The organism is Mucilaginibacter sp. PPCGB 2223 (assembly GCF_001705515.1).
In the GTDB taxonomy this organism is placed as follows: domain Bacteria; phylum Bacteroidota; class Bacteroidia; order Sphingobacteriales; family Sphingobacteriaceae; genus Mucilaginibacter.
This window is the reverse complement of record NZ_MDJS01000001.1, coordinates 2,434,688-2,457,165: the sequence shown is the minus strand read 5'-3', so window position 1 is coordinate 2,457,165 and position 22,478 is coordinate 2,434,688. Positions and strand designations below refer to the sequence as shown.

Below are 22,478 nucleotides of genomic sequence, written 5' to 3'. Positions count from 1 at the left end.
TGAATCAGGTTGTATGTGATAAAATATCACTATTGATGCAACCATTATGGTCGAATATCCATCTAAACTAAAAACCTTATCTTGAAAAAAGTATACACCACGACCGCATTTAAATGTTGCCTGGTAATTGCCGGGCTATTGTTTAATTTAAAAGCCCTGGCGCAAACCGTAACCGTTAGCGGTGCCATTACCGATGCAAAGGGTAATGCCGTGCCCTTCGCCAGCATCTACATCCGCAGTACCACCAGGGGCACATCGGCCAACAGCGAAGGCAAATATACCCTGCAGCTGGCTCCGGGAAGTTACGAAATATTATTTAAAGCCATTGGCTATAAACAGGAGAGCCGCAGGGTTGATGCCAAAACCGATCAGGTGGTTAACGTTGCCATGCAGGCCGAAGCTTACCAGCTGCAGGCGGTAAATATCGGCGGGGAGGACCCCGCCTATGGCATCATCCGCAAGGCCATTAAAAAACGCCCTTACTATTTAAAGCAGGTAACCGGCTATAGTTGCGAGGTTTACATTAAAGGGTTGCAAAAACTACTGGCCGCACCTAAAAAGTTTATGGGGCGCGATTTCCAGGAAGCGGCCAGGCAAATGGGGCTCGACAGTAACCGCACGGGCATCATCTACCTGTCGGAGTCGCAATCGAAATACACCTTTGAGCAGCCTGATAACGTACACGAGGAGATGATCTCGTCAAAAGTATCGGGCAGCAACCGGGCCTTCAGCTTTAACCGGGCATCCGATATCAAGCTCGATTTTTATGAGAACATCATCAACTGGCCCGAAATAAGTGCGCGGCCCTTTATATCGCCCATAGCCAACAACGCCATGCTGTATTACCGCTATGAGCTGATGGGCACCACGGTCGAAAACGGCGAAACCATCAACAAAATAAAAGTAACCCCGCGCCGCGATTATGATGCCGCCTTTACCGGGTATATTTATATTTTGGAGGACAGCTGGCGCATTTATGGCTCCGACCTCTATGTAACCAAAAAGGCCAACCTGAACTTTATAGACACCCTGAAGTTCAGCCAGCAGTTTTTACCGGTGAGTAAGGATGTGTGGATGCCTTCGTCAATCAGGTTTGATTTTACCGGTGGTATATTCGGCTTCAAGTTCGGTGGGTATTTTATCGCCATCTATAAAAATTACGATATAAACCCGACTGTTGATCATAAGCTTTTTAACGAGGTGATCCGCATCAGCAAAGGGGTAAATAAAAGGGATTCGGCTTATTGGGCCAGCGAGCGGCCCATCCCCTTGACAAAGGAAGAGACCACCGATTATAAAAAGAAAGAAGTTTTGGCCGCTAAGCGCGAATCGAAACCTTACCTCGACTCGCTGGATAAGCGGAATAACCGGTTTAAGTTTGGCCAGTGGCTTTTGGGCAGCGGCTACAACCACCGTAACCGTTACGATAAAGAGTACATACACTTCAGTTCGGCATTGAGCGCCCTTAACTTTAATACCGTCGAAGGTTTTGTTTTGGATTACGATGCCACGTATACCAAACAGATCGACAGCCTCAACAACAAATACCTCACTTTGCGCGGTAAGGTACGCTACGGTTTTGCCAGCGAAAAGGTGCATGGCAGTGTGAGCGGCAATATCCCGATGAATATGTGGAACCTGGGCTTTAATGCAGGCAGCGATGTGCTCGACATCAACAACCAGGTGCCCTTTGGCAAAAGCGATAACATGGAGTACAGCTTGTTTTCGCGGTGGAACTACGAGAAGTTTTACGATAAGCAGTTTGCCCAGGTAACATTCGGCGGCAGGGTAACGGGCGGCTGGCTGGCCAGCATAGGCGCCGAAGCATCCAACAGGCAATGGCTCAATAATACATCCAACTACTCGTTTTTTTACCAGGATACCAGGCAGTATACCTCGAATAATCCTTTCGACCCGTATCATAACACCGCGTTGTTCCCCAACAGCAAGGCATTTAAGCTGCAGCTCACCACCAGTTACGATTTTAGCAACCGCTACGCCACCTACCCCAACGGCCGGTATTATTTCCGCTCCAAATACCCGCGGGTAACCGTAGGCTATACCAAGGGTATCAAAGGTTTGTTCGGTTCGGATGTGGATTACGATCTGCTGAGCGCCAACATCACCAAAAGCGATATGCAGTTGGGCGTATATGGCTATACGTCGTTTTATGCAGGAGCAGGCAAGTTTTTAAACACCAACAGTATTTTTTATACCGATTACAAACAGTTTAACGGCAACAGCTTACAGCAATATACCCCGGCCGCCAATAAGTTCCTGCTGCTCGACCCGTATAAATTCAGTACGGCCGACGAGTATTTTGAAGGCCACCTGGAGCACGATTTTTCGGGATTTATATTGAACAAGCTGCCGCTGATACGCAAGCTTAAACTGCACGAGATAGCCGACTTTAATTACCTGGCCACACCGGCGCTCAAAAGCTATAGCGAACTTGGTTTGGGAGCCGAATGGTTTGGCATACGTGCAATGTATGGCTGGTCGTGGGATAATGCCGGGCACCAAACCCAGGGCTTCAGGTTCGGGGTGAATCTTGGCGGCAGATAGAGAATCAGGTTTGACCGGCGCGTTATTCCGGCTGGCTCCGCTCCTTGCAGGTGTCATCACCGGCAAGCCATTTCGTTGTTGGTGACAACACCAACAACGGCGCGGGAGTTCCATGCACATCTTGCATCATACCTCTCACATCTTCCATCAAAACAGCTACCTTTGCGCATGGTCATTTCTGAAGGAGATTTACGCGCTTTTACCCACGATATTTTCACCGCTATGGGCTGCAGCAACGAACACGCCGCGCTGGCAGCTGATGTTCTGATCCGCTCAGATATGCGGGGTATCGATTCGCATGGCGTAGCCCGTTTAAGCGGCTATGTGCGCCTGTGGGAAAAAGGCCGCATTAACACCAAACCCAATATGACTATTGTGCACCAAACGCCTACAACGGCCACAATTGACGGCGATGCCGGCCTGGGCCTGGTAGTAGCGCCTTTCGCCATGCAGGTGGCTATCCAAAAGGCAGAGCAATATGGTTCGGGATGGGTATCGGTACGCAATTCCAATCACTTTGGCATATCGGGCTACCACGCGCTGATGGCAGTTGAAAAAGATATGATCGGCTTTGCCATGACCAATGCCAGCCCGCTGGTGGCGCCCACCTTCAGTAACGAGCGCATGCTGGGCACCAACCCCATGTGTTATGCTTTCCCCGCAGGCAAATACCCGCCGGTGGTCGTCGATATGGCTACATCGGCAGCGGCAAATGGCAAACTGGAGATAGCCCAGCGTGCCGGCAAACCCGTTCCCGAAGGCTGGATACAGGACGGGGCGGGCATTTATACTACCGATCCTCATGCCTTAAAAAATGGCGGCTCGCTGCTCCCCCTGGGCAGCGACCGTGAGCATGGCAGCCATAAAGGTTTTGGTTTGAGCGCTACGGTCGATATTTTATCGGCCGTACTGAGCGGCGCCAATTACGGGCCCTGGGTACCGCCTTTTGTGGCTTTCCTGGAGCCGCCTGATGATCCTGTCGGTAAAGGCATCGGGCATTTTTTAGGTGCGATGCGCGTCGACGGCTTCCGCCCGGTGGAGGATTTCAAAAACCATATGGATAACTGGATCGACCGTTTCAAATCCGCGAAAGCGATAAACCCAGATCAGCCGGTCATCATCCCCGGCGAACCCGAACTGGAAGCCGAAGCTTACCGCGCGGTAAACGGCATCCCTTTGGTTGACGCGGTTGTGGAAGATTTGAATGTTTTGGCGGTGAGGTTTGAGATAGAGAAACTAAGTTAGTCTATTTCCAAAAAGACGATTTCAGGATTTGATATAAACTCCTTTATCATAACTTCGTTAGAAAGCAGCTTGTTTACTATTTTCAAATTTGAGGCGTTACCAAATCTCAACCAGATAATTTTCGGAGGGAAACCTTTCATTATTGCAAAGTCAATAAAGTCGCTGTCAAAAGTAATTATGGTAAATCTATTAACTTTTGCATATTGCCAGATTTCCTGATCTGAAGCATCAACCAAACCCAATTGTTTAACATGCTTAACATTTTCAAAGGCTTCTGAAAGGAGGGTGCAAACCCTGAATGAAATATTTTGATCAAGAAGAAGGTTCATGATACTACTCTTAACTTATGCTCTTTATCAGCAGCATAAGCCAGACAAGCCTTTATTTGCTCTTCGTTCAATTCGGGAAAATCAGCAATGATGTCACCTGTAGACATACCTTCTGCAAGCCAATTCAAAACATCGTACACTGATATGCGTGTACCGATGATACAGGGCTTTCCAAACCTTTTGGCAGAATTAATCTCTATAAATGCGGCATAGTTCATTATGCTAATTTACGAAAATTTTAACAATGGTCATATCATAACAGAAGAGTAGGATGCAATCAAATACATCTTCCATCTCACATCTTACCTCATCAATGTATCCCCCTGAACAACCTGCTCCAGCGAATCTTACCCAGGAAACCAGCCTCATCGTCCCAGCTCATCCAGATGAACAGGGCCTTGCCTACGATGTGGTCTTCGGGCACAAAGCCCCAGTAGCGCGAGTCGGCCGAGTCGTGGCGGTTATCGCCCATCATCCAGTAGTAGTTCATTTTAAAGGTATAACGGTCGGTTTTCACGCCGTTGATCATGATCTGGCCGTTGACCACCTGTAGCTTGTTGCCCTCGTAAATTTCGATGGCGCGGCCGTAAATCGGGTAGGTCAGGCTATCCAGCTTTACCGTCCATCCTTTTTTCGGGATCAGGATTGGCCCGTAATTATCCACGTTCCATTTAAACGCGGGTACTTTACTATTCAGGCTGTAAATTTTGTATTGCGAATTAACCGGGTAAACACCCTCGGCCTGACCTTTAGGATGAATATTAGGCGCCACCGATTTCACAACCGAATAACCTTTCAGCGTTGCGGCGGCCTCTTTGGTCATGGTCGGGTTGCTCGAGTTAGGGTCGTAATTGGTGGTTATCTCCAAATCCTGGTATATTTTCGGGTTAAGCTGCGTCGTAGTTTGCAGGGTATAATCAATCTGCTCGCCCGGCGGGTTTGGCATGGCTTTGCCGTTAACGTACACCTGCGCATTAACCACGCTCAGGGTATCGCCCGGTTCGCCCTGGCAGCGTTTAATATAATTTTCGCGCTTATCAACAGGCCGGCAAAGCGGCGTATCGGCATCCATCGGGTAATTAAACACCACCACATCACCTTTTTTAACGGTGCTCAACCCGGGGAAGCGGTAATAAGGCAGCTCCAGGCCATCCCAGTAGGCTTTGGTATTAAGCATAGGCATGGTATGATGGGCAAACGGGAATGCAACCGGCGTCATCGGTGCACGGGGGCCGTAGTTAACCTTGCTCACAAATAAAAAGTCGCCCACCAAAAGCGAGCGCTCCATGGATGGTGTAGGTATGGTATAAGCTTCGATAAAGAAAGTACGGATCAAAGTAGCAGCTACAACCGCGAAGATGATAGCCTCGGTCCACTCACGGGCTGATGATTTTTTCAGGTTGGCTTTATATTTCTCTCTAAACTCATCACTTCTGCTTGGCCCCAAATATTGAACTTTGGGATCAAAGCCCCATTTGGGGAGGTAAATAAACTCCAGACAAACACCGGCGAGAATATCACGCAGGCTCCATTTTCCAAATGATTTAATAAAATCGATAAGAATACCAATACCTACCAAAACACCAACACCAGGAATAAGGAGTAGTATAAACCACCACTTGGGCCGTCCGGTCAGCTCAAGCATTACGTAAAAATTAAAAAGTGGAATTATAGCTTTCCAACCTGGCTCACCAGCTTTCTCAAATAGTTTCCAAACGCCTACATATGGCAATACAATCAGGATGATAAAGGTTATCAAAAATGCTACTACGTTCACTGTATATCTTTTTAAATTACTTCAAATCAAAATTAAACATATCCTTGGCGGTATAAAACCCCTTTCTACCGTTTATCCATTCGGCGGCCATAACTGCGCCCAAGGCAAAACCCGAACGGTTGTGGGCGGTATGCTTAAACTCAATGCTATCCACCTCGCTATCGTAAATAACGGTATGGGTACCGGGCACGCTGTCAATCCGCAGCGATTCGATCAGCACCTGGTTATTTTTTACCTGGCCAATGGTTTCGCCATCATTCTGCTGCAATAAATTCACCCATTCGCTTTTTGCGTCGAGGTTTTCAATAATGCCTTCGGCGATGGTCATGGCAGTTCCGCTGGGCGAATCGAGCTTCTGGGCATGGTGTATCTCTTCAACCTGTACTTCGTAGTACGGATATTTATTCATCAGCCTGGCTAAAACCTGGTTAACGTAAAAAAACACGTTAACGCCAACGCTAAAGTTTGATGCATACAACAAAGCGCTGTCGTACTTTTCGCAATCGTTTTTTACCTGCTGTAACTGGCCGTACCAGCCTGTGGTACCTACTACTATAGGTGTTTGCGCCTCAAAGCATTTTTGTATGTTGCCCAAAACCGAGCCGGGCGTGGTAAAATCAATAGCGGCATCGGCCTTCTTCAGGTTTTCGACTGTAAACTGGTCCAAAGTATGTTCGTCGATCTTTAAAACGATCTCGTGTCCGCGGTCGGTAGCGATCTTTTCGATGATCTTACCCATTTTACCGTATCCCAATAATGCTATCTTCATTTAAACAAAAGTGTAATTTTTAACGCGGGGGTAAAAGTACTATTAAAATTTGATGCGTAAACAGGTGTGCCCATGATAGATGGCGAAATTTTAAAGCTCAGGTTATCGTCCATGGTATACGAGTGCATAAACTTGGCCTCTACATAAGCATCAACAATGTTAATACCCCAAACGGCTACAAAGCCAAAAATGCTCAGGTCGCGGTTACGGCGCAGGTTATCTTTAAAGTTATAGATGGTTTGGTCGGAAATGTTGGTTATAATAGAGCCGTTGTAAACAGGCAATGGCTCTTGCTCGGTGACTGGCCGGCCGTGCGCACGCCATTGCGATTCTTTCAAGAAAGCGTTGTAATCTTTACCGTTGGTGTAAATATTATAGGCCAGCGCACCCAGGCCGCCATACAGGGCGGGCAAACGCCACCACAGGCCGTGCCGGTTGTAAATTTGGCCCAGCCCCGGAAAATACAGCGATCTCATGGCCGCTTTGCGCGGGCTGTGCGTACTATCGGGATGGTAAACGGGCTCCTTCTTTTTCGGCTTTACCCCGGGGGTAAAAAAAGGCTTTTCTTTGGCGGCGTCACGCTTCAGGTTAAGGCTGTCTGTTTTATTGCGACGACGGGTAGTATCGGGTGTTTGCGCTTTTAATACTGATACAGCAAACAGTAAAACAACGATGAGCAAATATCTCTTCATCGGCAGGTTTACCAATCCAGCATTTCCAAAATACGGCCCATATCATCGGCTGATAAAAACGGTATCTCGATGGCGCCTTTACCACCGCTGCCTACTTTTATCTTTACCATGGTGCCAAATTTTGATGCCAGGTCGTCTTGTATCTTTTTAACCTGGAAGGAGATCTCCTCAGGTTTTTTACCTTCTTTTTTAGGCGTATTATGCTGCAGCGCGCGTGCCATCTCTTCAACCTTACGTACCGAAAGCCCCTGCTCAACGATCTGCTTATGCAGGTACAGCTGCGCCACCGGGTCGTTTATGGTGATGATGGCTTTGGCGTGCCCCATCGTGATCTGCCCGTCGCGCAGCGATGCCTGTATATCGGGTGGCAGCTTTAACAAACGCAGGTAATTGGTAACCGTGGGGCGGCTTTTGCTTACGCGATCGCCCAGTTCTTCCTGTTTCAACCCCACCTCATCAATCATCCGCTGAAAGCTCAGCGCAACCTCAACGGGGTTCAGGTCCTGCCGCTGTATGTTTTCGATCAGGGCCATTTCCAGCATTTGCTGGTCGTTAGCCTGGCGCACGTAGGCAGGTATTTGTGTTAAGCCTGCAATTTTTGATGCACGCAGCCTGCGCTCGCCCGATATGAGCTGATAAGCATGGGCGTTAACTTTGCGTACGGTAATGGGTTGTATCAACCCCTGCAGTTTTATCGAGTCGGCAAGCTCCATCAGGGCATGCTCGTCAAACTCGGTACGTGGCTGGTATGGGTTTACTTCGATCTCGGCCAGTTTAATCTCGCTTATCGAGCTCAGGTTAAGATCGTTAACCTCGGGTTTGGCCGCAATATTCCGGGTATTCTCTTTCGTATTGGGTAAAACTGTGTTTACCGAATCATCATTTAACAGGGCGCTTAAACCTCTTCCTAAAACATTTCTCTTTTCTGCGCTCATTTATTATACAGTTGCGGTAGTTACGTTAATTTCTTCTTTTGCCGCCAGGCCGTTGTTACGGATGATCTCGCGGGCAAGGTTAAGGTAGTTGATGGCGCCTTTGCAATTGGCATCGTGCATAATTACCGATACGCCAAAGCTCGGGGCCTCACTTAAACGTGTATTGCGCTGTATAATTGTTTCAAACACTAACGATTCGAAATGATTTTTCACCTCCTCAACCACCTGGTTCGACAGGCGCAGGCGCACATCGTACATGGTCAGCAATATCCCCTCTATCTCCAGTTTGGTGTTCAGCCTGTTTTGCACGATCTTGATTGTGTTGAGCAATTTACCCAAACCCTCGAGCGCGAAGTACTCGCACTGCACCGGTATGATCACGCTGTCGGCTGCCGAAAGGGCGTTGATGGTGATCAAACCTAACGATGGCGAGCAATCGATTATGATAAAGTCAAAATCATCGCGTACCTTGTTCAGCACCGCCTGCATTTTGTACTCGCGGTTCTCCAGGTTGATCATCTCGATCTCGGCGCCCACCAGGTCGATATGCGCCGGCAGTAAAAACAGGTTGGGCGTATCGGTTTTCTGGATGGCCTCGCGCGGGTCGACATCGTTGATGATACACTCGTAAATACTGTTTTTTATGGTACGCGGGTCGAAACCTATACCCGATGTGGAGTTAGCCTGCGGATCAGCATCAACCAATAAGGTTTTAAACTCTAACACAGCCAAACTTGCTGCAAGGTTTATCGAAGAGGTGGTTTTACCCACGCCACCCTTTTGGTTGGCTAAAGCAATAATTTTACTCATTATATCTTATTAATTTTTTAACCGGAAACTGGTTGTAAATTAGCAGCGGCAAAATAGCAACAAAAAGTTCTATTTTCGCAGTTTTTAAACCGGGCTAAAGATACAAAATTATCTAATTAGGTAATCCACAGCTTAAGCCAACTTACAAACATTATACACAGATGGTTACCATTATAGCAGCCACCAACAGGCCCGGTAGTTCGACCCTGAAAGTAGCAAAATATTACCAGAAAACCTTAGCGGCCAAAGGCCTCGATACCGGTTTGCTGTCGCTCACCGAACTGCCCGATACCCTCATCGCTACCGACCTGTACGGCAAACGCAGCGAAGCTTTTAAGCCCATACAGCAGCTGGTAAGCGCTACCGAAAAATTCCTGTTCGTGATACCCGAGTACAATGGCAGTTTCCCGGGCGTGCTGAAGGTTTTTATCGATGCCTGCTCGTTCCCTCAAAGCTTTTACGATAAAAAGGCGGCTTTGGTTGGCGTCTCCTCCGGAAAATATGGCAATATCCGCGGTATCGATCATTTTACCGGCATCTGCAACTACATCCACCTGCATGTCATGCCTTTAAAGATCCACATTACCGATATCAAAAACGAGCTTAACCAAGCCGGCGACCTTACCCATGCCGATACCATACAGTTTACCAACGAGCAGATGGATAAGTTTATACGGTTTTGAGCTGGTACATAGTAGTTAGTATTGAGTATTTAGATAAGAACCCTGCCATTGTTGCCGATAATTTTGTAGCGCGCGCATAGCAGAGATTTGTACCTTTGCCGCGATATGGATCAGCCATCACAAAAAATAATATCGTTATTGCCGGCCGCTACCGAGATCATCTGCGCGCTGGGCCTCGGGCAAAACCTGGTGGGCCGCTCGCACGAATGTGATTATCCCGAAAATGTTAAAAGCCTCCCCGTTTGCAGCGAAGCATCCTTCGGCAACGACATGAGCAGCTCCGACATCGACCGCAAGGTGAAAGAGATTTTAACCGAAGCCCTGTCGGTATACACCATCAACAAAGAAACCATTAAACAGCTTAGGCCCGATGTGGTAATTACCCAGGCACAATGCGAAGTATGTGCCGTGAGCCTGAAAGATGTGGAAGAAGCGCTGGAGAACCTGCTGGATAAAAACGCCCGCATCATATCGCTGCAGCCCGAAACGCTGGAAGATATTTTTAACGATATACGCCGCGTGGCCGGCGAACTTGGCGCAAGCGCTGAGGGCGAAGCCTTGTTCGAAAGCCTGAACGAGCGTGTCGACATCATTCGCCATAAGCTTAAATTTATTGCCGATAAGCCTGCCGTAGCTTGTATCGAATGGCTGGAGCCGATGATGGTATCGGGCAACTGGATACCCGGCCTGGTTGAAATGGCCGGCGGCCGGGCTGTACTTGCACAAAACGGCAAACACTCGCCATACATTAATTGGGATGCTATGCAGGCTGCCGACCCGGATATTATTATCGTAATGCCGTGTGGGTTCGGCATTGGGCGTACATTAAAGGAGATGGATATTTTACTGGCCCTGCCCGGTTTTGCCGAACTGAAAGCGGTAAAGAATAACCGCCTGTACATTGCCGACGGTAACCATTATTTTAACCGCAGCGGCCCGAGGATTGTCGATTCGCTCGAGATACTGGCCGAGATCATCAACCCAAAGCAGTTTATTTTTGGCTACGAAGGGCAAGGCTGGATGAAGTTTGGGATGTAAATAAGGGTTTTTTGGATACTGTTGTTGGTAGTAACATGACAACGCGCAGGTAAATGTTTTTCAAATTATACCCTTAAAATAAACCAACTAATTAAGGTTATACCTTTAAATATGTATAGATAAGCCCCTGTACTTCGCTTTGTTGGTGTTAACACCAACAAAGCACAAAAAAGCCGCCTATCCGGGCAGCTTAAGTATTTTTTTATCAAAATCCGAAATTGAAAATTCGATATTCGAAATCATCCAAACTGTCCTACCGAGTACAATACCAGCAGCACAATGCCTACTATAATACGGTAATATCCAAACAGCCTGAAGCCTCTTTTCTCTAAAAAGGTAATGAAAGTTTTAATAGCCAGCATGGCCACAACAAAGGCAATAACGTTACCTATCACCAAAAACTTCAGTTGCTCGCCGGCAAACAGAACGGCATGCTCTTTTTTATAATCCCAAAGCGCTTTTACGGTAGCGCCAAACATGGTTGGTACCGCCAAAAAAAACGAGAATTCGGCTGCGGCTGTGCGGCTCAGCTTTTGCGTCATACCGCCAACAATGGTAGCCGCCGAACGCGAAGTACCCGGTATGATAGACAAACACTGGAACAACCCTATCTTAAAAGCCGTGCCGTTCGGTATCTTATTCGAATCGTCGACCTCGACCTTGTTAAACCATTTATCCACAAATAAAAGCAGGATACCGTAGGCAAGCAGCGTTATGGCTACAACCACAGGGCTTTCCAGCAACAGGTCGATCTTCTTTTTAAACAGAACGCCCACAATGGCGGCCGGGATAAACGCGATGATGAGCTTCACATAAAAGTCGAACGAGCGCACAAAGCGTTTAAAATATAACACCACAACAGAAAGGATAGCGCCAAACTGTATCACGATTTCAAAAAGCTTTACAAAATCGTCTTTATCGATACCCATCAGCGAGCTGGCAATAACCATGTGCCCGGTTGATGAAATGGGCAAAAACTCGGTTATCCCTTCAATAATTGCCAGGATGATAACATGAAAGATATTCATGGGGCTTAGGCTTTGTTTTCGGGTTTTTTAAATATCGCAAAAAAGCCCACCACAAAGCCCGATAGCACCAGCAGCGGCGCCACTACAATTTTGCGGGTATCGTAAATATCGGTAGTGCCCGTCATGGTGATAAAGCCTATCACTACCAGGGCTATCGCTACAAAAAGCAGGCGGTAGTTACCTTTATCAAAAATAAAATGATGTGCGGCAGGCGCGTTGGTTTTGGGCGGCGTAGCGCCTTTTACAGGCTGTGCAATAACTGCCTTTTTTTCTGGTTGTGCCATTATCTGTATAGATCGTAAATTTTTAAACGTAAAAACTTGCTTACCGCAAGGTAGGTACTAAAGCCCGAAATAAATATGCCGATGCCTATCACCACTAAAAATACCAATGCGAATTCGGTGTAGTTTTGCAGTATCACCAGGTCGGGTATTTGTATGGTGGCCAGGTAAAGCATACCCACCAGCAGTATAATAGCTATCAGCCCGCCCAGCAGGCCGTGCCAAATGCCATATAACAAAAAGGGTTTGCGTATAAAACCTTTGGTGGCGCCAACCAGCTGCATCGATTTGATTAAAAACCTTTGCGAGTAGATGGCCAGGCGTATGGTATTGTTGATCAACGCTACCGATACCACTAAAAATATCGCCGTAAAGGCCAGTATAATTAAGCTGATCGAGGCCAGCTTCTGGTTCATCATGTCCACCAGCGAAGCCTGGTATTTAACCTCCTTCACCACCGGGTTTTTAAGCAATTGTGCTTTAAACTTATCAATAGCCGCGTTGTTGGCGTAATCGGCGTTCAGGTACACGTCGATCGATTCGGGTAGCGGGTTGTAGCCTAAAAAGCTTACAAAATCTTCGCCCAGGTCTTTCTGCAGGTTACGTGCGGCTATCTCTTTAGGTACATACTGCGCGTTTTTTACCGCGGGGTTGGTTTGCAGTTGCTTTTGCAGTTGCAAAACATCAGGCTCGCGGGCGCCGTCGTCAACAATAATATTCAGCACAATGTTCTCTTTCACGTAGTTCGAAAGACGGTTGGCATGCACCAGTATCAAACCCAGTAAACCCACCATCAGCAGCACCATAGCAATACCAAAAACGGTTGATATGTAAATGCTTTTTGTTTTTTTGGCGGATACGCTTGGCTCAAATTCTTCCATTGTTACTATATAGGTTGGGGCGAAAATAAAAAAACCTTAGCGTAAAGGTAAAATATAATTCTGTTTTAATACTGTGCCGTTAAAATGTTGATGCCATATTTAACAAAAATTAACCTATTGGTTTATTTGTTCATTAGTCATTAGTTCATTCGTAGCACCATCACCATCTTGATTCTTGCACCTTGATTCTTTTTAAGGGCGTTGCCTCCGGCCGGGCTATGCGCTCATACTGCACAGGGCCTTAGCCACATGGCCGGTATCCCTGCCTGCCGGCAGGCAGGGATACTATCCCTAACGCAGCCTCGCACAACCTAACCATCGGTTAAAATAAATTAACCAAAACAATTACTTTCTTAACCTGTTAAAACATCAACACATCTGTTCGAATATGAAATTAGCCGAAACAATTAAACCCAATATCGAAAACCTGCTTTGCCCCGATCACGATATACACCCCATTGTTGATACTCTGGGCGACGAATTACAGATCAACTGCTGCTGCAGCAAGTTCCACCGGCTTTGCCGCAAACAGGTCGAGGTCATCCTCCGGGAAATGGATTTCACCCTCAATAATTTAACTATTGTTTAAGAGATGTTTGAAGGTTGGAAAGTTGCAGGGTTGAAACGTTGAGAAAATGCAATGTTGGATAGCTGCCACCTCATCAAAATGAATCTGCTTCATTTACCACTCGCTATCCACAACTCACTACTCACCAAACAAAACTCTTTCCCGTCCCGACCGTTATCCCAATAAACAAACACCATGAAACCAGCCAACAACCCCAATAAACCATCGCCTGCCGATACCCCAACCCATCGCCCGCACGACGAAGGCCATAAAAGCATCGTAAAAAAGCAGGATAAACAATACAAAGGCAAAGAACCTCATACCGGCGATATCACCCAGAAACACGAAAAAGAAGAACAACCCGTGCATCCGGGCGATCGGAAGTAATTGTGAGTTTCAGCTAACCTGAAGTACAATTTGGAGCTGCGCTTCTGCAAAAGAGCAAATCACGATATCTCCTTAATTTCTTGTTACTTGATACTAACTACTCGATACTAACCCAAACTTTACTATTTTCGCAGTTCAATACCCTTTACACGCGAAAATGGATTATCAATTTAAAGATATAGAGAAAAAATGGCAGGCATTTTGGGCCGCTAACCAAACTTTTAAGGCAGATAACAACTCGTCGAAACCCAAATACTACGTGCTGGATATGTTTCCATATCCATCGGGCGCGGGGTTACACGTTGGCCACCCGCTGGGCTATATCGCGTCCGACATATTTTCGCGTTACAAGCGCCTTAAAGGTTTTAACGTATTACATCCAATGGGATACGATTCGTTTGGCTTGCCGGCCGAGCAATACGCCATACAAACCGGGCAGCACCCGGCCATCACCACCGAAGCCAACATTGCCACTTATCGTCGCCAGTTAGATCAGATCGGCTTTTCGTTCGATTGGAGCCGCGAGGTGCGGACCAGCGATCCATCCTACTATAAATGGACGCAATGGATATTCATGCAGCTTTTCAATAGCTGGTACAACAAAACTGCCGATAAAGCCCAAAGTATTGATGAACTGGTAAAACACTTCGAAAGCAACGGTTCGGCAGGCATCAATGCAGTTAGCGATGATGACACCCTGAGCTTTAGCGCTGCCGAGTGGAAAGCCATGAGCTTCGAAGCACAGCAAACCGAACTGTTAAAATACCGCCTCACCTACCTGCGCGAAAGTACCGTAAACTGGTGCCCGGCCCTGGGCACCGTATTGGCCAACGACGAGGTGAAAGACGGCTTTAGCGAACGCGGCGGCTACCCTGTTGAGCAAAAAAAGATGATGCAGTGGAGCATGCGCATCACCGCCTATGCCGAGCGCCTGTTGCAAGGTTTAGATACCATCGACTGGCCCGAACCTTTGAAAGAAATGCAGCGCAACTGGATAGGTAAGAGCGTTGGCGCCATGGTGAAGTTTAGTCTGGAGTCTCAGGTCTTGAGTCCTGAGTCGAAAACGGTAAGTTATATTGAAGTTTTTACAACACGTGTCGATACTATTTTTGGAGTAACTGTATTAGTTATCGCCCCTGAACACGAATTGGTTCAGGCACTAACCACACCCGAACAAAAAGCCGATATTGATGCTTACATCGCCCAAACCAAAAAGAAAAGCGAGCTCGACCGTATGGCCGATACCAAAACCGTAAGCGGCGCCTTTACCGGCAGCTACGTGATCAACCCCGTAAACGGCGGGCGCGTACCTATCTGGATTGCCGATTACGTGCTGGCAGGCTATGGTACCGGTGCGGTAATGGGCGTGCCCAGTGGCGATCAGCGCGATTACCTGTTTGCCAAACATTTTAATTTACCCATCATCCCCATCATCGATATCCAGAACATCGAAACCGAGGCCGACCCTACCAAAGAAGGTAAATACATCAACTCGGGTTTCATCAACGGCATGGAGTACAAACAAGCAACCCAAACCGTAATTGCCGAACTGGAAAAAATGGGCATGGGCTACGCCAAGATCAACTACCGCATGCGCGATGCCATTTTTGGCCGCCAGCGTTACTGGGGCGAACCGGTACCCGTTTACTTTAAGAACGGTTTGCCGCATTTGATCAGCGAAAGCGAACTGCCTTTAATATTACCCGAAGTAGATAAATATCTGCCCACCGAAACCGGTGAACCGCCACTGGGCCGTGCCGAAGGTTGGATGTACAAGCCAGCGGCAGCCCCCTCTAAATCTCCCCCAGTTGGGGAGACTTTAGAGGGGGCTGGCTATGCATACGAACTTTCTACCATGCCCGGCTGGGCCGGATCAAGCTGGTACTGGTACCGCTATATGGATGCCCAAAACAATGATGCTTTCGCTTCCGCGGATGCGATCAAATACTGGAAGGATGTCGACCTCTACATCGGCGGCAGTGAGCACGCTACCGGGCACTTGTTGTACAGCCGTTTTTGGAACAAATTTTTAAAAGATTTGAACCTGGTGGTTGAAGAAGAGCCTTTTAAAAAGCTCATTAACCAGGGTATGATACAGGGCCGATCGAACTTTGTGTATCGTTTGATTGATGCGGAAGGACGTGGCACCAACACCTTTGTAAGTTACGGCTTAAAAGGCCAATACAATACATCGGCTATCCATGTTGATGTTAACATTGTAGAGAATGATATTTTAAACCTCGATAAATTCAAAGCCTGGCGCCCGGAGTTTGCAGATGCCGAGTTTATTCTTGAAGGTGGCAAATACGTTTGCGGTGTCGAGGTCGAAAAAATGTCCAAACGCTACTACAATGTAGTTAACCCCGATGATATAGCCGAGCGTTACGGCGCTGATACCCTGCGCATGTACGAGATGTTTTTGGGCCCGTTGGAGCAAAGCAAACCCTGGAACACCAACGGCATCGAAGGTGTGTTCAAATTCCTGCGTAAATTCTGGCGTTTGTTCCATACCGATGCCTGGGAGCTCAACATCAGCAATGCCGAGCCAACCAAAGCCGAACTCAAATCGCTGCACAAGATCATCCGTAAGGTAGAGGAGGATATCGACCGTTTTTCGTTCAACACCTCGGTATCCAGCTTCATGATCGCCGTTAACGAACTGACGGACCTGAAATGCAACAAGCGCGCTATCCTGCAGGATATGGTCATCATCCTGTCGCCATACGCGCCGCACATTTGCGAGGAACTTTGGGTATTGTTAGGTAACGCCGCAGGCACCTTATCGTACGCGCCGTACCCTAAATTTAACCCCGAATACCTGGTCGAAAACGAGTTTGCCTACCCTATATCCATCAACGGCAAAACCCGTATGAACCTCAGTATCTCTTTAGCTATCGAAGGTAAAGAAGTTGAGGACCTGGTACTGGCCAACGTCGACGTTCAAAAATACCTCGACGGTAAAGCGCCTAAAAAAGTGATCGTGGTTAAAGGCAGGATCATCAATATTGTGGTGTAACACTTTTTCCAGTAATTGTCATATCGAAGGAGGAACGACTGAGAACTATCTCTTGAGCGGGATAGTGCCCTGACTGTGTGTGCGAAAAAATCTTCTGCTGCAGATCGGTTTGAAGCAGAAGATTTCTCACAGCCGATCGGGATGGAGTAACTCCTCAACCATACAAATCTGTCCCCGATGGGGCGATCACCGCCTCTTGCAGGTGCTATCCCGGCAAGCTTATCATTTTGTTGTTGGTGATAACGCCACAGGTGCAGGCGGCATCACTTTTCGGCGAAAAAGCTTTTCGTCACCTCTATCAGCCCTGCAATATGATCGTTAAACTCTTCCAGTTCTTCGGCAGGCACCCACAACTCATTATGGATAGGGCCGCCTACATTCTGCACTACAAACTTATCTATGTAACTTTTCGCCACATCAAATTTGGTAACATAGCCCGAGCCAGATGCGCCAACATTCCAGTCGCGTGCTATCTGAATGGCATATTCCTCGTTCATCACCGGGTAAAATATCGGTTGCTGCATCAGCCTTTTCGGAAAACGCTTATAACCCGAAGCTTCGATCAAAGCCAGCTCCTTCGGGCCAACGGGCCTGTATAATGTAATAGTTTCAACGCTCATTTTTAACACATGCTACACTGCTACTGCCAGTGCCACTCTTGATTCTTGGCTCTTGCCTCTTGATTTTATTCTTATAAGGCCCCGCTTTTGATCTCCTCAACCACACCAGGGTCGAGCAATGTCGAAGTATCGCCCAGGTTCGAAGTTTCGCCTTCGGCTATCTTGCGCAATATACGGCGCATAATTTTGCCCGACCGTGTTTTAGGCAAGCCGCTTACAAACTGTATCTTATCGGGTTTGGCAATAGCGCCGATGATGCGCGATACCGTCATGATGATATCCTTGCGTGTCAGGTCTTCATTGCCGTGTACGTTGGGGCTAACCACAAACGCGTAAACGCCCTGGCCCTTAATATCATGCGGGTACCCTACCACGGCCGATTCGACCACGCTGCTGTGCATGTTAATGGCGTTCTCTACCTCGGCAGTGCCTATGCGGTGGCCCGATACGTTCAGCACATCGTCAACACGGCCGGTAATGCGGTAGTAACCGTCCTCATCGCGCAGGCAGCCATCGCCGGTAAAGTACATATCCGGGTAGGTGGCAAAGTATGCCTGGCGGCAACGCTCATGGTCGCCATAGGTGGTGCGTATCATCCCCGGCCACGGGAAACGGATACAAAGGTTGCCGCTCACGCCGTTACCTTCAATAACCTCGCCCTTTTCATCGACCAGCACCGGCTGTATCCCCGGCAAGGGCAGCATGGCGTAACCCGGTTTGGTAGGGGTAATGCCGGCGATAGGCGTGATCATGTGGCCGCCGTTTTCGGTTTGCCACCAGGTGTCTACAATAGGGCACTTGCCGTGGCCTACCTTTTCGTCGTACCAGTGCCATGCCTCTTCGTTGATCGGTTCGCCTACGGTGCCCAGCTTTTTAAGCGAGCTCAGGTCCTTACCTTCAACAAAGCTGTCACCAAAGCTCATCAGTGAGCGGATGGCCGTTGGCGCGGTATATAAGATGTTTACTTTAAATTTAGCTACGATATCCCAAAAGCGGCCCGCATTCGGGAAGGTTGGTATCCCCTCGAACATTAAACTGGTAGCGCCTTGCGATAACGGCCCGTAAACGATATATGAGTGACCGGTTATCCAGCCGATATCGGCCGTACAGAAATATACTTCGCCCGGTTCGTACTGAAAGGTGTTGGCAAAAGTGTAACCCGCGTAAACCATATAGCCGCCGCACGTATGCACCACACCTTTGGGCTTGCCGGTCGAGCCGGAGGTGTACAGGATGAACAGCATATCCTCGGCATCCATCTCTTCGGGCTCGCAGGTGGTGTTGCGCTGGGTTTCTACTTTTTTGATCTCATCCTCCCACCATACGTCGCGGCCCTTCAGCATGGCAACAGGCGTGCGGGTACGGGTAAGCACAATTACTTTTTTAACCGAGGGGCAGGTAACCAGCGCATCGTCGATCACGTTTTTCAGTGGGATATCCTTAGCGCCGCGGAAAGCGCCATCGCAGGTGATGACCAGCGAGCAATCGGCATCCTGGATACGGTCGGCGATGGATTGCGCCGAAAAACCGCCAAACACGACCGAATGGATCGCGCCTATACGGGCGCAGGCCAGGATGGCGATGGCCAGTTCGGGCACCATGGGCATATAGATACAGATACGGTCGCCCTTTTTTACATTATTATTTTTAAGCACATTGGCAAACTGGCAAACTTTATCGAACAACTGGCGGTAGGTGAGTATACGATGATCTTCACTCGGGTCGTTCGGTTCCCAGATGATGGCCGGGGTATCGCCCAGGGTTTCCAGGTGGCGGTCGAGGCAGTTTTCGGTAATATTGAGCTTACCACCCTGAAACCATTTTACGTTCGGCTCCTTAAAGTTCCACTCCAGGGTTTTATCCCATTTTTTGCGCCATAAAAAATTCTCGGCTATGCCATCCCAAAATTGCTCGGGCTGCTCAACACTTTGTTTATAAACTTGCTTATACTCGTCGAATGAGGATACTTTAAGATTCATTGCGGGTTTTTGATTGTTGGTTGGTTAGACGGCGTTAAATTAGTAATTTCCTACTAAAGACGTATAGTTTATTATATCTTTAACTATTGAATGATGTTATCCAGCCAATAAAACAGCTACATGAAGCATAGCCTACTCCTACTATCTATTTTTATCGGCATCGTTAATTGCAGCTATGCACAATATGTAATCAATATTCACAACAATGTCAGGATAAACGGTAAAGTATCATCTATAGTTACTAAAGACCTTTATCCCCAACCAAACTTCACCGTTGATACTGTAATATTTAAGCAAATATTTGATAACGAAGGCCAGTGCATACGCGAGGACAACAGCCGGATGTACGATTCACATCGCTCAGATACCGCTGCTTTATCAAAAGAGATATATCGAACATGGCACACCTACTATACCTATCATTATAACCATAGTGGCCGGTTGGTAAAAGTTACGTGGATGCGGGATAAGGATGATGCCAAAGGCACCATCAGCTTTGACAAGCAAGGGCGTCCGGTAAAAGACGAATACATTTCTCCCGGTAATTACTGGACCGAGACCAAAAAACATTATGATGCAAACGGAAACATGATAAACCAGTTTACCTATTATCATGATAATTTTATGGTTGAGGATATTTGTAAATACGATGAAAACGGCCGGGTAATAGAAACAGCGCAGGAAGGTCGTAATTGGCACCATACCTTAAATTATTTTGAATATGAAGCCTTCGATGATAAAGGCAACTGGACTACAGTAGTATGGCTAAACAAAGATCATAAACTTGCACACTACAGTTTTCGTGAAATAAAATACGCCGATTAACTGCGTTTTTGTTCATCGAAAAAGAATTTTAAAAATTTTTACATCCGCTATTGAATTATTGACTTAATATCCTGATATTTGCAGTCCCTTTTACAAGAGGGGCAACATTAAAATTTGATTAGTCATGTCAAGAATTTGTGATCTAACAGGAAAAAGCTCGATGAACGGCCATAACGTTTCTAACTCGAACGTTAAAACCAAACGCAGATTTCATCCTAACCTGCAAACTAAAAAGTTTTATATACCAGAAGAAGATAAATGGATCACTTTAAAAGTTTCCGCTGCTGCTATTAAAACTATCAGCAAAAACGGTATAACTGCTTGCATTAACAAGTTTGTAAAACAAGGATACATTTAATAGCAGTTATTGGTTGGCGGCAGGCGTTATTGACGATCAATAATTGCATAACCGGCAAAATTTGATAACTCCATAACATTATAAAGCAATGGCAAAAAAAGGCAACAGAGTTCAGGTGATATTAGAGTGCACCGAGCATAAAACCAGCGGTCAGCCGGGCATGTCTCGCTACATCACTACCAAGAACAAGAAAAATACAACCGAAAGGTTAGAGTTGAAAAAATTCAACCCTATTTTACGTAAAGTAACCGTTCACAAAGAGATTAAATAATTAGTTTTTAAACTAACTATAACAATACAACATGGCAAAGAAAGTAGTTGCAACCCTGAACACAGGTAAAGGTAAAGAGTTTTCGAAAGTGATCACCATGGCTAAATCGCCAAAAACAGGTGCTTACTCTTTTAAAGAAGTAATTGTGCACAACGACGGCATTAAAGATGCAATTGCTGCCGGCACAAAAGGTCAGTAATTCATTTACACAAAAATATTAAAGCCGTTCCGCTATTACCGGGAGGGCTTTTTTTGTTATTAGCATTTTCCAACCGATGGGATTATTTGATTTTTTTAAGAAAAAGGAAAGCACCCCGCAGGAGCAGCAGGCGCTCGATACCGGTTTAGAAAAAACCAAGGAGAACTTTTTTTCAAAGATCACCAAAGCCGTAGCCGGCAAATCGACCGTTGATGACGACGTGCTCGACGACCTGGAAGAGGTACTTGTTACCAGCGACGTAGGCGTGGCCACCACCCTCAAGATCATTGAGCGCATACAAACCCGCGTTGCCCGGGATAAATACGTGGGCACATCCGAGCTGAACGGCCTGCTGCGCGACGAGATACAGCAACTGCTGGCCGAAAACAACAGCAACGATTTTGCCAGTTTTGAATACGGCAACCACAAACCCTATGTCATTATGGTGGTTGGCGTGAACGGCGTAGGCAAAACCACCACCATCGGCAAACTGGCGCATCAGCTCAAAGCTGCCGGCAACAGTGTAGTGTTAGGCGCTGCCGATACTTTTCGCGCGGCGGCTGTCGACCAGATCAAACTTTGGGGAGAGCGTGTTGGCGTGCGCGTGGTAGCGCAGGCCATGGGCAGCGATCCGGCTTCGGTAGCGTTTGATACCTTAAAATCGGCTGTGGCCAATGGCGATGACGTAGCCATTATCGATACTGCCGGCCGCTTGCACAACAAGGTAAACCTGATGAACGAGCTCACCAAGATCAAAAACGTGATGCAAAAGGTAGTGCCCGATGCACCGCACGAAATACTGCTGGTGTTAGATGCCTCGACTGGCCAAAACGCCATCGAGCAATGCAAACAGTTTACCCAGGCTACCGATGTGAACGCTTTAGCACTAACAAAATTAGACGGAACAGCAAAAGGCGGCGTAGTCATCGGCATATCCGATCAGTTTAAAATACCCGTAAAATACATCGGAGTAGGCGAAGGCATGAATGACCTGCAATTGTTTGACCGTAAAGCCTTCGTGGATTCGCTATTCAAACAATAATAACAAAGAGCGCAGGCTGTCATCCTGAGCTTGTAGAAGGACGGCTCGTAAGGCACCTTGCATATATTCAAAGCCTCTCTCCCCCATGTCATTGCGAGGAAGAGCGCGCTGAAAGCAGCGATGACGTGGCAATCCCAGAGAAAGGTCGGCGACATGTCCTCAGGGATTGCTTCTCCCGAT

The 22,478-nt window shown here is 47.3% G+C and carries 24 protein-coding genes; 12 read left to right on the top strand and 12 right to left on the bottom strand.

What is annotated here, in order from left to right:
• Positions 1–81: 81 nt before the first annotated feature.
• Both BEL04_RS10710 and BEL04_RS10705 read left to right on the top strand, forming a co-directional pair.
• Positions 82–2,565: a DUF5686 and carboxypeptidase regulatory-like domain-containing protein gene (locus BEL04_RS10710; RefSeq protein ID WP_066003188.1), complete on the top strand. Its 2,484-nt coding sequence runs from the start codon at positions 82–84 to the stop codon at positions 2,563–2,565.
• 168 nt (positions 2,566–2,733) lie between these two features.
• Positions 2,734–3,810, top strand: coding sequence for an Ldh family oxidoreductase (locus tag BEL04_RS10705; protein WP_066003187.1), 1,077 nt, complete (start codon positions 2,734–2,736; stop codon positions 3,808–3,810).
• On the opposite strand, the gene BEL04_RS10700 is transcribed toward BEL04_RS10705, so the two are convergent.
• From BEL04_RS10700 to BEL04_RS10670, 7 genes are all read right to left on the bottom strand, one after another.
• Positions 3,807–4,139 carry a DUF5615 family PIN-like protein gene (locus BEL04_RS10700; protein WP_066003186.1) on the bottom strand — a complete coding sequence of 111 codons (333 nt, stop codon included), beginning with the start codon at positions 4,137–4,139 and terminating at the stop codon, positions 3,807–3,809. The genes BEL04_RS10705 and BEL04_RS10700 overlap by 4 nt on opposite strands.
• Positions 4,136–4,357, bottom strand: a complete 222-nt coding sequence (locus BEL04_RS10695; protein ID WP_066003185.1) for a DUF433 domain-containing protein — start codon at positions 4,355–4,357, stop codon at positions 4,136–4,138. Before BEL04_RS10695 ends, BEL04_RS10700 begins: the two co-directional genes overlap by 4 nt.
• Before the next feature lie 92 nt (positions 4,358–4,449).
• On the bottom strand, positions 4,450–5,916 hold the full coding sequence (lepB, locus tag BEL04_RS10690; protein ID WP_066003182.1) for a signal peptidase I: 1,467 nt from the start codon (positions 5,914–5,916) through the stop codon (positions 4,450–4,452).
• Positions 5,917–5,932: 16 nt separating this feature from the next.
• Positions 5,933–6,685, bottom strand: coding sequence for a 4-hydroxy-tetrahydrodipicolinate reductase (dapB, locus tag BEL04_RS10685; protein WP_066003180.1), 753 nt, complete (start codon positions 6,683–6,685; stop codon positions 5,933–5,935).
• Complete coding sequence (locus tag BEL04_RS10680; RefSeq protein ID WP_139112979.1) at positions 6,682–7,377, bottom strand: DUF5683 domain-containing protein; 696 nt, start codon at positions 7,375–7,377, stop codon at positions 6,682–6,684. Before BEL04_RS10680 ends, dapB begins: the two co-directional genes overlap by 4 nt.
• An 8-nt stretch (positions 7,378–7,385) precedes the next feature.
• Positions 7,386–8,312 carry a ParB/RepB/Spo0J family partition protein gene (locus BEL04_RS10675; protein WP_066003175.1) on the bottom strand — a complete coding sequence of 309 codons (927 nt, stop codon included), beginning with the start codon at positions 8,310–8,312 and terminating at the stop codon, positions 7,386–7,388.
• A 3-nt stretch (positions 8,313–8,315) separates the two neighbouring features.
• A complete protein-coding gene (locus BEL04_RS10670) occupies positions 8,316–9,122 on the bottom strand; it encodes a ParA family protein (RefSeq protein WP_066003172.1) in 807 nt (268 codons plus the stop codon).
• A gap of 161 nt (positions 9,123–9,283) precedes the next feature.
• Between BEL04_RS10670 and BEL04_RS10665 the strand changes: the two genes are divergently transcribed.
• Together BEL04_RS10665 and BEL04_RS10660 are read left to right on the top strand one after the other, a co-directional pair.
• Positions 9,284–9,805 (top strand): NADPH-dependent FMN reductase, encoded by a 522-nt coding sequence (locus BEL04_RS10665; protein ID WP_066003165.1) that lies wholly within the window; start codon positions 9,284–9,286, stop codon positions 9,803–9,805.
• Positions 9,806–9,910: 105 nt separating this feature from the next.
• The gene (locus tag BEL04_RS10660) at positions 9,911–10,843 is read left to right on the top strand and encodes a cobalamin-binding protein (protein WP_066003163.1); all 933 of its coding nucleotides are present in this window, start codon (positions 9,911–9,913) and stop codon (positions 10,841–10,843) included.
• A gap of 239 nt (positions 10,844–11,082) precedes the next feature.
• Here the strand turns inward: BEL04_RS10660 and BEL04_RS10655 are convergent, their stop codons facing one another.
• Genes BEL04_RS10655 through BEL04_RS10645 form a run of 3 tightly spaced genes read right to left on the bottom strand, consistent with a single transcriptional unit; the run spans position 11,083 to position 13,033 of the window.
• Positions 11,083–11,871 (bottom strand): undecaprenyl-diphosphate phosphatase, encoded by a 789-nt coding sequence (locus BEL04_RS10655; RefSeq protein WP_066003160.1) that lies wholly within the window; start codon positions 11,869–11,871, stop codon positions 11,083–11,085.
• Between the two features lie 5 nt (positions 11,872–11,876).
• Complete coding sequence (locus BEL04_RS10650; RefSeq protein ID WP_083227849.1) at positions 11,877–12,155, bottom strand: DUF3098 domain-containing protein; 279 nt, start codon at positions 12,153–12,155, stop codon at positions 11,877–11,879.
• Positions 12,155–13,033 (bottom strand): ABC transporter permease, encoded by an 879-nt coding sequence (locus tag BEL04_RS10645; RefSeq protein ID WP_066003158.1) that lies wholly within the window; start codon positions 13,031–13,033, stop codon positions 12,155–12,157. The genes BEL04_RS10650 and BEL04_RS10645 overlap by 1 nt, the downstream gene beginning before the upstream one ends.
• Before the next feature lie 388 nt (positions 13,034–13,421).
• Between BEL04_RS10645 and BEL04_RS10640 the strand changes: the two genes are divergently transcribed.
• From BEL04_RS10640 to leuS, 3 genes are all read left to right on the top strand, one after another.
• Complete coding sequence (locus tag BEL04_RS10640) at positions 13,422–13,622, top strand: hypothetical protein (RefSeq protein ID WP_066003156.1); 201 nt, start codon at positions 13,422–13,424, stop codon at positions 13,620–13,622.
• 174 nt (positions 13,623–13,796) lie between these two features.
• The gene (locus BEL04_RS10635; RefSeq protein ID WP_066003153.1) at positions 13,797–13,988 is read left to right on the top strand and encodes a hypothetical protein; all 192 of its coding nucleotides are present in this window, start codon (positions 13,797–13,799) and stop codon (positions 13,986–13,988) included.
• A gap of 157 nt (positions 13,989–14,145) precedes the next feature.
• Positions 14,146–17,004: a leucine--tRNA ligase gene (gene leuS, locus BEL04_RS10630; RefSeq protein WP_066003151.1), complete on the top strand. Its 2,859-nt coding sequence runs from the start codon at positions 14,146–14,148 to the stop codon at positions 17,002–17,004.
• Positions 17,005–17,267: 263 nt separating this feature from the next.
• On the opposite strand, the gene BEL04_RS10625 is transcribed toward leuS, so the two are convergent.
• Together BEL04_RS10625 and acs are read right to left on the bottom strand one after the other, a co-directional pair.
• On the bottom strand, positions 17,268–17,624 hold the full coding sequence (locus BEL04_RS10625; RefSeq protein WP_066003150.1) for a hypothetical protein: 357 nt from the start codon (positions 17,622–17,624) through the stop codon (positions 17,268–17,270).
• A gap of 71 nt (positions 17,625–17,695) precedes the next feature.
• On the bottom strand, positions 17,696–19,603 hold the full coding sequence (gene acs, locus BEL04_RS10620; protein WP_066003144.1) for an acetate--CoA ligase: 1,908 nt from the start codon (positions 19,601–19,603) through the stop codon (positions 17,696–17,698).
• A 120-nt stretch (positions 19,604–19,723) separates the two neighbouring features.
• On the opposite strand from acs, the gene BEL04_RS10615 reads away from it, so the two are divergent.
• The 5 genes from BEL04_RS10615 to ftsY all read left to right on the top strand — a co-directional run bounded on the left by BEL04_RS10615 (position 19,724) and on the right by ftsY (position 22,298).
• Positions 19,724–20,428: a hypothetical protein gene (locus BEL04_RS10615; protein ID WP_066003142.1), complete on the top strand. Its 705-nt coding sequence runs from the start codon at positions 19,724–19,726 to the stop codon at positions 20,426–20,428.
• Positions 20,429–20,552: 124 nt separating this feature from the next.
• Entirely contained in the window at positions 20,553–20,786 is a 234-nt protein-coding gene (gene rpmB, locus BEL04_RS10610) for a 50S ribosomal protein L28 (RefSeq protein WP_066003139.1), read from the top strand.
• Between the two features lie 88 nt (positions 20,787–20,874).
• A complete protein-coding gene (gene rpmG, locus BEL04_RS10605) occupies positions 20,875–21,057 on the top strand; it encodes a 50S ribosomal protein L33 (RefSeq protein WP_066003137.1) in 183 nt (60 codons plus the stop codon).
• A gap of 31 nt (positions 21,058–21,088) precedes the next feature.
• A complete protein-coding gene (locus BEL04_RS10600; RefSeq protein ID WP_066003135.1) occupies positions 21,089–21,256 on the top strand; it encodes a DUF4295 domain-containing protein in 168 nt (55 codons plus the stop codon).
• 76 nt (positions 21,257–21,332) lie between these two features.
• Positions 21,333–22,298 (top strand): signal recognition particle-docking protein FtsY, encoded by a 966-nt coding sequence (gene ftsY / locus BEL04_RS10595; RefSeq protein WP_066003132.1) that lies wholly within the window; start codon positions 21,333–21,335, stop codon positions 22,296–22,298.
• Positions 22,299–22,478: the final 180 nt, after the last annotated feature.